Raw genomic sequence first — 9,770 nt, 5'->3', positions numbered from 1 at the left:
GCTACCAGGGACTACTCGCCCTAGCCTTCGGCTATCCATGGCTCGCAGCGATCGAGGGTAAATCTCTTCTGGCAATCCCGTAACAGAGAGAGGAGCACCGTTCCCTGTATTCGGGCCAACATAAGAGAAACTTCCTCCTAGATAAATAAGGTTATTTACGGCATCAAAAGCAACAGCAGCTACTGTACCATTAGTAATATAAGGACTGGTCAAAGTCAGGGTCACACCAAGCGTGTTAGTATTACTGCCTGCAATTGATACAGGGGTTGGCGGATAGAACTGAGCATTGGTAGTAAAATACAAAGAGCAGCTGCTCTCAGGAGCCAGTGCGGTGCACTGTGAAGCATCCTGCAAGACATTGGCGGCCAGCCCGGAAGGCAGGGTTGCCATCACATCATAGGCCATTGTTGAACCATTATTAGTGACCATCAAAGACCCCGTTGTATTGGGCTGTAATAACAGTGAAGAACCATTGACTGAAATGGGGATAATATCCTTGCTCGAACTAAAGCTCACAGAGCAATCGTTATGAATCGCGCCAGTGGTATAAATACTGCCACTCCAACTCCCTTGAGGACAGCTACCACTAACCAAGTGTGATAAGGTATAACCTGTATTAGCCGTCACGACAAAGCTCTGCAGCGCACCATCACTGACCGTTTGTGGAGTATCGGGGCTAATATTTTCATGGCCATCACCAGAGGGTGTCACGCGGAACGTCTGGTGTGATGATGTTGAACGAAGCTGAACCATCGCTGCAGCCGTATTATTAACAGCAAACAGGCAGTAACCATTGGAATGAGGTATACATCCTGAGGGTTGATAACCGGTTAAAACCTTAATCCCTGCGGCAGGATAAAAATTATTGGCGGTACTTAGAATATGCAAAGTATCAGAAGAAACTCGATAGTTTTGACAGGATAAAGCCCCCTTTCCATTCAGGCACAAAACAATATCAGCAGCAGCTGTCCCGCCCGACTCAGTAATGGAAAACAAAAGCCCTGGAGCCGCGTAGCCCAAAGTACAAAAACAATAAATACTAGCTATTAACCGCTTGATTATTTGTTTTATCATGAAGGGCTCTCTAAACAGTAATTAAATAAATACAGTGCGTAAGCATTTGCATAGACAGAACCTGCAGAGGTTCAGAAGTAATATATTTATTAATTCATAAAGTCAGGTTACTACTAATGTTAAATAAATCAATTAATTTTTGGCGTAATTACACAACTTACAAAAATATCAAAATGGCTGTACGCTCATCGTGTATGCCTACGTAACATGACGACTAGTTGTAATGGAACGATTCACTTTAACTGTTCTTCAATGAGCCTTAAGCATCCATGATAAAAATGAGTATCGAGATGACATAATTCGAATTGCTGAGGTAATAAATCTTTATCAATCGCTTTGAAACCAATTTTTTCATAAAAACGTCGCGCAGCATGTAATTGTTCCACGGTACCAAGAAACAACTCATCAAAACCATGCTTCAATGCACTCTTTATCAGAGTTTGAAACAACAATTGTGCAATACCCACCCCTCTATATTCGGGAATAAGAAAGAATTTTTTCACCTCTCCTTGTCGCTCGTTTATTTTTCTTAACCCTATACTGCCAATAATTGTGCCTTGCTCATCAACCGCATACCAGAAATTACAGGTATTATGATAATAAAAACCTTCTTCAGCTCTAAGAACGGAAGCATTAATGTCCGGAGTAATAGGGATATTAAACTCATCAATCTGAATCTGCTCTATCATATGAACTATCTGTTTGCGTAAAGTACGCGAGGTAGACAATCTGAGAATTTTTACTTGTTCACGAAGAAGCCTGCTTTTCTCCAGGGCTGAAGCATATTTACCGAGGGCAACAATCAAATCTTCTGTTTCTTCTGATGTCAGAAAATGGAAGGCCCGTTTGATTTTAATATTAGAATACTCATCAATATAACGCACTTTCTCTTTCCCCTTCTCAGTAATTTGGAGAAATCGTTCACGTTTATCCCGCCCTTCCTTTACAGTGATCAATCCATCCTTAACCAAAGAGGATACTATGCGGGATAATGTTGGCATTGAAATTAATAGTAATTGACCTAATTTTGAAATGGTAAGGTCAGGTTCTTTATTAATCTCAATTAATGTATGCCAATAAGAGGGTTGTTCTTTGGCATCCACTTTATTCAACTGCAACATTCCTAACTCTCGTATTAATTTACGAGAATGATGTCTTAACAGATCAATTGAATCGCTCATGTCAATAACTCTCCATTATAAAATTAATTTCATTTATTTGTTATTTTAATAAAATTATTATATAAAAAATAGACTAAAACCTTACACATGATCAATTAACTTGCAAATCAAGGTTGAATTAGATAAAATAATTTCACATTTAATGTATTTTTAATAATTCGTAGGTACTAAGATATTCCATCTAAATGTGTTGTTCAAAAGATACTGCATTAAGTTAAGGATTTTGAGCATGATCCTGAAGAGCTAGCGACGAAGAATCTCCAGGGATTCAGGAGAGCCATCGCTATGCTCTGGATGACGTATAGATTTTAGTATGAAATATCAACAGACCTGATTATGATAGTACCCAAAGCAATGACTTGCCAGGAGCTTCTATGAACCATTTAGATCAATTCGCCACACTTCTGCCTCTCATCGCTTTGGTTTTTATTTCACTCATAAGCCCCGGACCTGATTTCGCTATTACAGTAAAAAACAGCCTCGTTTATTCAAGGCGAAGTGGTTTGTTAACGGCCTTGGGTATTGCTCTGGGCAGCCTTATCCATATTAGCTATACCTTATTAGGGCTGGGACTGTTACTAATAAAAATCCCGATTTTAATGCAAGTAATACAATACATCGGCGCGGGATATTTGTTTTATATTGGTTATAAAAATGTGTTAGCCAAAGCGAATACAGACAAGATAGGGACTTATGATAACAGTGCCGATCTCAGCCCCATGCAAGCATTCTCATTAGGGTTCATAACTAATCTATTTAATCCCAAAGCCATGTTGTTTTTCATTAGTTTATTTTCAGTACTGATGCCAAAAGATATTTCTGATTTCAATAAACTCTCACTGGCAGTTATCCTTTTTTTTGAGACCCTACTCTGGTTTTCCTTTGTAGCATACAGCCTTTCAGGCAAAAGAACCCGAGCCAAATTTCAAAAAATAAGTCATTGGATAGAGCGTGTTACTGGTATAATCTTGATTATTCTGGCGTTAAAACTATTTTTTAGCCAATTAGCAACTTAGGGTTGAAAAATACCTCTCCATCCCTATGTTGCCCATCAGTTTGAGCTTCTTCAATAGAATAAAATGCCTTTCTCAAAGCTCGTTATAGATAGCTTCTGAACGCTCTATATCCTCATGCTCTTCCTGAAAACCAAATTTGGTATCGTCATAGAACATTACTTCACCAGTAGAAATATCATGATTACCTCCAATAATTCCACACTCCCCTCGCTCAATGAGTTCTTTTAAAATGGGACTGCGCTCCATAACAGCATGAACCATTCGTTGCACATTAATAGTAGTAACTTTTTCCACAAACTCTTCATTACTCGACGTTCGATTTTCAACTACCGTTTTTTCAGCATTAACAGCAGTGAGGATTTTGCTTAATAAAGCAGTCAGATTACCCATTTCTACATGATCGCAAGCACCTTTTATTGCTCCGCATTTTGAGTGTCCGAGAACAACTATTATTTTAGCTCCAGCTACCTTACACGCGAATTCCATACTGCCCAGAATATCTTCATTAATAATAGTGCCAGCAATACGTGCACTAAACACGTCCCCCAAGCCCTGATCGAAAATTAATTCGACGGAAGTTCGAGAATCAATACAACTTAAAATAATTGCAAAAGGGTGTTGCCCGTCAGAAGTTTCATTTGCTTGTTGCAGCAAGTTTCGATTAATTTTTAAGTTGTTGACAAATCGTTTGTTACCCTCTTGCAATAAATGCAAGGCTATTGTTGGTGTAATAGCTTCTTGCATTGATTTAGTTAAAGTTTTCATAGATTCCCCTTTATACTCAATAAGTCTGGTAAAACTGCTAATGCCGATGTACCGTGCTTATCCGCGGCTCACCGAGATTTTAGGCTGAAATGTCAACAGCCCCCCTAATCAAGTCCATTTTAAAACAATAGGTTATATTATCAAAATAGCAAAATTATGCGATCAAATAAGTGTTTTAAATAAATTGTAACTTAAGATAGTAAGCTCATTTATTTAACCACAAACCACGCCCAAATCCTTACAATAAGATAGTAAAAATATCAAACAATATAAATTCAAAACTCGCTTTAAAGATATTCGCCAATATGATTAAATAGCTCCCATCAATATGCCACGATTAATACTTTAGGAGTCATGATTTTGATTTATGAAATATATTCATTCGATTTTGATGGAGCACTAGCTAATCTCCAATATTTAGCCAGTAAAGATAAAGATATAATCGCAGCAAATATAGATTTGCTTGACCAAATCAAATCATACATTCACCACTCCGCATCGCAGCAGCCCTCATCGTCATCTGCATTCCACAAAAAACCTAAAGTCATAGTCTTTGTTGGCTCGAACAGACAGGGTTTAATTGATGACTTTGGTAATTCTACCGCCGATGGTCGTGGCTCTTGTTACCCAGCGATCATACAAGTTAGCAAGTATCTGGATGCAAAACTTGATGATATGTTACTTGGTGATATCTTTAATAATATGGCTGATGGTACTTGTTTCAAGCAAGCAATGAAACTTATCAATAAGAAAAACAATAAAGACTACGTTTTATCTACATTACCTAACGGAACTTTTTTTCCTGACTGGCTTCATGACGACACTAAACTTACCCTTATTTATGCCCAAATACATAAAATGTCGCAGGAACATCCAAATGATACCCTTAACTATAATTTCCTAGATGATCGTGATGATTTACTTCTAAACTTGCATGACTACTTTCTTAAATATCCCGAAATGATTCCCCATAATGTCACATTAAATTTAAAAAAATACAAAGGGCCGATAGATAGAGAGGGTAATAAAATAGATCCACTGGTCACAGAATATGAACCGATAAAAGGCACCAGACCTTATGCAGACCAGGATTATAGGCAAACTATTAAAACTATTTCTGCAGTCACTATAGAGCAGATGACGGCACAAGATAATGATTTAATCGCAGCCAAGGCAACCCAACCGATTAGAACTTATGCAGAAGCCCAGCAGTATAAATTTAATATGACATCAATAAAGTGTGTCCAATATTACAAGCCCGGGATGCTTCCTGTGAATCCACCTGAATTACCTGCCCAGCATAAAGGATTTAGTTTTTTTGTAAAAAAAGCATTCTCCAATAGTAATCTATCAGTTTTAAGTGCCACTTCACATACAGATAGCCTAAGCTCAAGGCCATCATCAAGTACAATAATTCCCCCAACACCTACCTCCAGCTGGATATCAGGCACACCCCCAATATCACGCCCAAATCTCAGACCACGATTTACCTTAGAGCCGACTTCAGCAACATCCAGTTTTGATTCAGTTCAAGATGTTTCATCAGATACTCTGGAAGGAGATGAATTTGATTTTCCTCTGGAGACATTAACCCCATCCATAGACACAGAAAAAAAAGAAGAGCTTCCGAAACAAACAACGCAATTATCTATGCAGTGGCAATCTGCTCAAAATCCAAGAGATACCCAGCGAATGTTTCCAATTCAAAGAACTCAATCTACAACGGTTGTAAATGAACAAAAAGAAAAAGACGATGAAGATCCAGTTGAAACGCCTAACAGCCTTGGCTCCAATTTAAGCTAAAGTAGTTTTGGTCGTAAAAAATATAAAAAATGCGCCATAAAATGGCGCATTAATATTTTAATTGCAATTCCCGTTCATGACACAATTCTTCAGATCGGTAGCGAATTTAAAGTTGTTATTTTGATCGTAAGTCGCTTCCCAGTTGAAAACGCCACCAATAGCCCCATAAGCCTTGGGTGGAACATAGGTATCGCAACTTGTGCTGCTTTTTGTTGCCGTTTTCAAACATTGAATCGCTCGTTTTATGATAACGGTAGACTTAGCTGGTGAACCATCACTGTTTCCACTAGCATCAGGAGCGGGATAGCCTAATACAATTTGCTCAGGTTTGAGATAACTAATATACGGTTGAAAACCTGTTACTCGATTATCAATCATTGATGGCCAATTTGCTAATAGATCAGTAGCCATTGCAACACTGAAATCAGGAGTAGTTGGCATATCAGCATAACACACTAAATCAATACCAAAAGCACACCCTGTATTATAAAGCTGAATGCCAACCCAGGCTAACGAATCATGGGTTTGCATAATCAGAGATGCATAATTACCCCACGTTTGATCAAAGCCACTGGTAGCCGAAATATTAGCGACCTGAGGTGTCAGGGTAATTAACAGATTAGGATGTTGCTGATGCATGGCATTAATAATATTGGCTAATACAGCAATATCTCCCTGAGGTTGAGAGAAACTGCCACCAGCATTAATGCCGTGCTCAATATCAATATCAAAACCATCAAAACCATATTGGGCAATTAACCCATTTAACGAATTGATGAAGGTTTGTTGAAACGCTGCAGGAGATGCTGCCGCAGATAATACCTGATGAAAATCTACTGAGGTATTTGCAATACTGCTCGATGCACCACCCAATGAAAGTATTACTTTAATACCTGCATTATGCAGAGAATCAATGTATGCTTTAGTCACTGTATCAAATGCTGGAACAATCACGCCAGGAGTTGTCGTACTGAACACTCCAAACGCCACCATCACATGAGTATAACCCGCAGTTGCTAAAGATTGCGCCGCAGGCGGAGTTTTCCATCCAGGAACATAAGTAATAATCCGTCCTTGTGCAGCAATTGTTGGAGTAAAAGTAATAGTTTCCACAGCATTTGCTGTAGCGGTTAAGGGCTGAGGAGAAAAGCTGGCAGTATAACCCGCAATATTATCAGCAGAAACTGTATATATAACCCCTTCTGTTAAAGGAATCACGGCAGATCCCGAGCCATTACTTAAAGTAATATTCTGTGATACAGGAGCTGAATTATCATTAGGTGTCAGAGTAATCTTTAATGAAGTTAAGGTTCCTGGTGCTCCTTGCACATTAAACGTTGCTGTAGATTCCGCTATACGTTCACAATGATAGGTTAAATTTGCTACTGGGGCCGTATTAGCATTTGCAACAACAGAGGGCGGCACGAATAATGGTGCACATTTAACGTTATTATAATTGATGTTTGCAGTTGCCAGACTGTACGTATCACCAGCTTTTAATGCGGTCACTGTAGCGGTACTATCCCAGGCAACACTCTTGGACGTTGTAGAACCAGTTGAGTTCTGGGTCAATACGACTGTAGGACTAGTGGCATATCCAGCCAGCTCAGCAGGCAATGCTTGAAGTTTAATGCTAATTTTTCCTGTATTTTGCACCGCGGTGTATGTGACCGTTGATGTCACCGTTTGATTTTCTAATACCTGCACATTTTGGGGTGCTGCAACACCCTGGAAAATAGTCCCTGCGGTATCAGTAATCTGTTCAGGTGAAATCGTATAAGTTCCTGTTGCCAACCCATTTAAATTTAATGTAGCCCCCCATCCCAATTGTACATCCTGGATGGATTGTCCATTCATCATAACATGAACGAGCGCATAATTTTGATTCACATTAGCAGGTTTTGCAGTACTGTTTTTTAAACTAATAGTACCAGTACCCGCTCCAGAGTTAGAGCTTAGATAAACTTTGGCACTGCCCTCCACATGCTCGTCAGATGGAAGACCGTAGATTAACTGAATAGACTTACCGACAGGAAGCATGGTGGTAGAGCCTTCCCAGGTAGGAAAATGCAAATTTAAAGTAGCCAAAAAATTAGTGCCAGATGGCTGGGAACTAATACTCAAATTATTGTCTGGATACGGGAGCGGATCAAAGTCTCCCCAGAATGCGGTGTTTACACTACTAAGACTATTAAAAGTAACTGAAGCATTTTGAAAATCGACGGGTTGGCTACAATTGTTAGTTAGCCTAAGGGTCACCTCCTTCCAATGTGCATCCCCCGTAGCAGAAAATTGGCTGGCAATGCATGCAGTTGGCAGAGCAACAGGTAGTGACGCATAACAATCAGTTGCTATTAATAACGACGCTGAAACAGAACAGGCACTTAGGCCTAATAACAGTTTTTTCATAAGTAAACTCCTTTTTTTGATGAAATCCTGGATATTAAGAGTGCCGAAACAATGAATTGGTTCGGCGAAATTTTTAAGTATAGAAGACAATATATTTTTCGCGAGATTTTTTGCGCAGCAGATGTTGGGTTATTCTCGGAATAGCGTAGATTACAACTGGAATTAGAACGATGGTTTATGTATAGAGCCAGACAGTATTATCTGGCTTATAAAAATAATTGATTATTCGCTTGCTTCGCTCGCTAAAACAACCTCTTGCGCTTTAAAGCCTTTGGGTCCTTTATCAAGCACAAAAGTTACAGGATCATTTTCATGGAGTGTTTTAAATCCAACACCTTGAATGTCTTTGTAATGCACAAAAATATCATCGCCTTGTTGATTAATAATAAATCCAAATCCCTTTTTTTCATTAAACCATTTAACATGGCCAGTCTCTCTTTGCGACATTAGCTATCCCCTTTGTCTTAATCTTTTTACATCATAATCGTTATTTAAATGTATTAATGTTTATTCCAACAAGCTAAAAAAAAGCGCCTTAAAATAAGCCACTCACTATTCAGCCAACTGCGCTATAATAAACAGTTTCTCTATGCACGAACTATCACGCACACTCTGATTAGCATAACAGTTTTTTGTTGATTGTTAAGGACTTTTTTCAAAAAATGTGTTTGTTTTCAGTAATTTTTTGTTTTAGGAATAAATAATGAATCATACGAAATCATCTTTTATAAAATTAGCTCTAGATTGCCAGGTTTTAAAATTTGGTGAGTTTACTTTAAAATCAGGAAGGCTTAGTCCTTACTTTTTTAATGCAGGATTATTTTATCATGGAAGCGCTTTACGCCAACTTGGTCAGTTTTACGCACAAACTCTTTTAGAGAACAATGCGGAGTTTGAGCATTTATTTGGTCCTGCGTATAAAGGTCTCCCCCTTGCCACAACTACTGCAGTAGCTCTTGATGAGGCAGGCCAAAATTGTACTGTAACGTTTAATCGTAAAGAAGTTAAAAAGCATGGAGAGGGCGGACAATTAATTGGCTCCCCATTAACCGGAAAAACAATAATAATTGATGATGTGATAACAGCGGGAACTGCATTTAGAGAATCCCAAACATTAATTAAAGAAAATGGCGGGATTTTAACGGGTGTTATTATCGCACTGGACAGATGCGAACGAGGGCTGACTGAACGATCCACTTTATCCGAAATAAAAGATGAAGGAATCAAAGTATATTCCATCATTAACTTATTTGATTTAATCGAATACCTGAGTAATGAAAATCAACCAGAACAGGTAAAAAAATTACAGGCATACCAAGAACTTTATGGGTGTGAACAATAATTATCAACATGAAATACGAATCACCGTAGCATCTAGCGCGGCGCTCATGGCCAATGTATTAACCAAAGTCGGATAATTGATGCTTTGGGGAAATGCTTTGCACTCACCGCCATTAAGTTAAGAAAAATACGTCATGCTCAGGATGACGGCCAAATCCTTAACTTAATGGCGGTATGCTTT

7 protein-coding genes and 1 pseudogene are annotated in these 9,770 nt (G+C 38.6%); 3 read left to right on the top strand and 5 right to left on the bottom strand.

The genetic code is table 11. The annotated features are described in order from the left end of the window. Together Q0495_RS04775 and Q0495_RS04770 are read right to left on the bottom strand one after the other, a co-directional pair. Positions 1-1,074, bottom strand: a pseudogene (locus Q0495_RS04775) (hypothetical protein); the annotation flags it as partial. A gap of 233 nt (positions 1,075-1,307) precedes the next feature. Further along, a complete protein-coding gene (locus tag Q0495_RS04770; RefSeq protein WP_298623680.1) occupies positions 1,308-2,255 on the bottom strand; it encodes a bifunctional helix-turn-helix transcriptional regulator/GNAT family N-acetyltransferase in 948 nt (315 codons plus the stop codon). A 374-nt stretch (positions 2,256-2,629) separates the two neighbouring features. Here Q0495_RS04770 and Q0495_RS04765 point away from each other — a divergent pair, with 374 nt between their 5' ends. Continuing rightward, complete coding sequence (locus tag Q0495_RS04765; RefSeq protein WP_298623677.1) at positions 2,630-3,271, top strand: LysE family transporter; 642 nt, start codon at positions 2,630-2,632, stop codon at positions 3,269-3,271. A 72-nt stretch (positions 3,272-3,343) separates the two neighbouring features. Here the strand turns inward: Q0495_RS04765 and Q0495_RS04760 are convergent, their stop codons facing one another. Next, a complete protein-coding gene (locus tag Q0495_RS04760; RefSeq protein WP_298623674.1) occupies positions 3,344-4,036 on the bottom strand; it encodes a carbonic anhydrase family protein in 693 nt (230 codons plus the stop codon). A gap of 360 nt (positions 4,037-4,396) precedes the next feature. Here Q0495_RS04760 and Q0495_RS04755 point away from each other — a divergent pair, with 360 nt between their 5' ends. Continuing rightward, positions 4,397-5,839 (top strand): hypothetical protein, encoded by a 1,443-nt coding sequence (locus Q0495_RS04755; RefSeq protein ID WP_298623673.1) that lies wholly within the window; start codon positions 4,397-4,399, stop codon positions 5,837-5,839. Positions 5,840-5,896: 57 nt separating this feature from the next. On the opposite strand, the gene Q0495_RS04750 is transcribed toward Q0495_RS04755, so the two are convergent. Beyond that, positions 5,897-8,248, bottom strand: coding sequence for a glycosyl hydrolase family 18 protein (locus tag Q0495_RS04750; RefSeq protein ID WP_298623671.1), 2,352 nt, complete (start codon positions 8,246-8,248; stop codon positions 5,897-5,899). Between the two features lie 222 nt (positions 8,249-8,470). Continuing rightward, on the bottom strand, positions 8,471-8,695 hold the full coding sequence (locus Q0495_RS04745; protein WP_298623669.1) for a cold-shock protein: 225 nt from the start codon (positions 8,693-8,695) through the stop codon (positions 8,471-8,473). Between the two features lie 256 nt (positions 8,696-8,951). Between Q0495_RS04745 and pyrE the strand changes: the two genes are divergently transcribed. Continuing rightward, a complete protein-coding gene (gene pyrE / locus Q0495_RS04740) occupies positions 8,952-9,590 on the top strand; it encodes an orotate phosphoribosyltransferase (RefSeq protein WP_298623667.1) in 639 nt (212 codons plus the stop codon). Positions 9,591-9,770: the final 180 nt, after the last annotated feature.

The sequence above is a fragment of the uncultured Legionella sp. genome (genome assembly GCF_937871865.1).
Taxonomy (GTDB): Bacteria; Pseudomonadota; Gammaproteobacteria; order Legionellales; family Legionellaceae; genus Legionella.
Note: the sequence above shows the minus strand (reverse complement) of the source record. Positions and strands in the feature narration are given on the sequence as shown.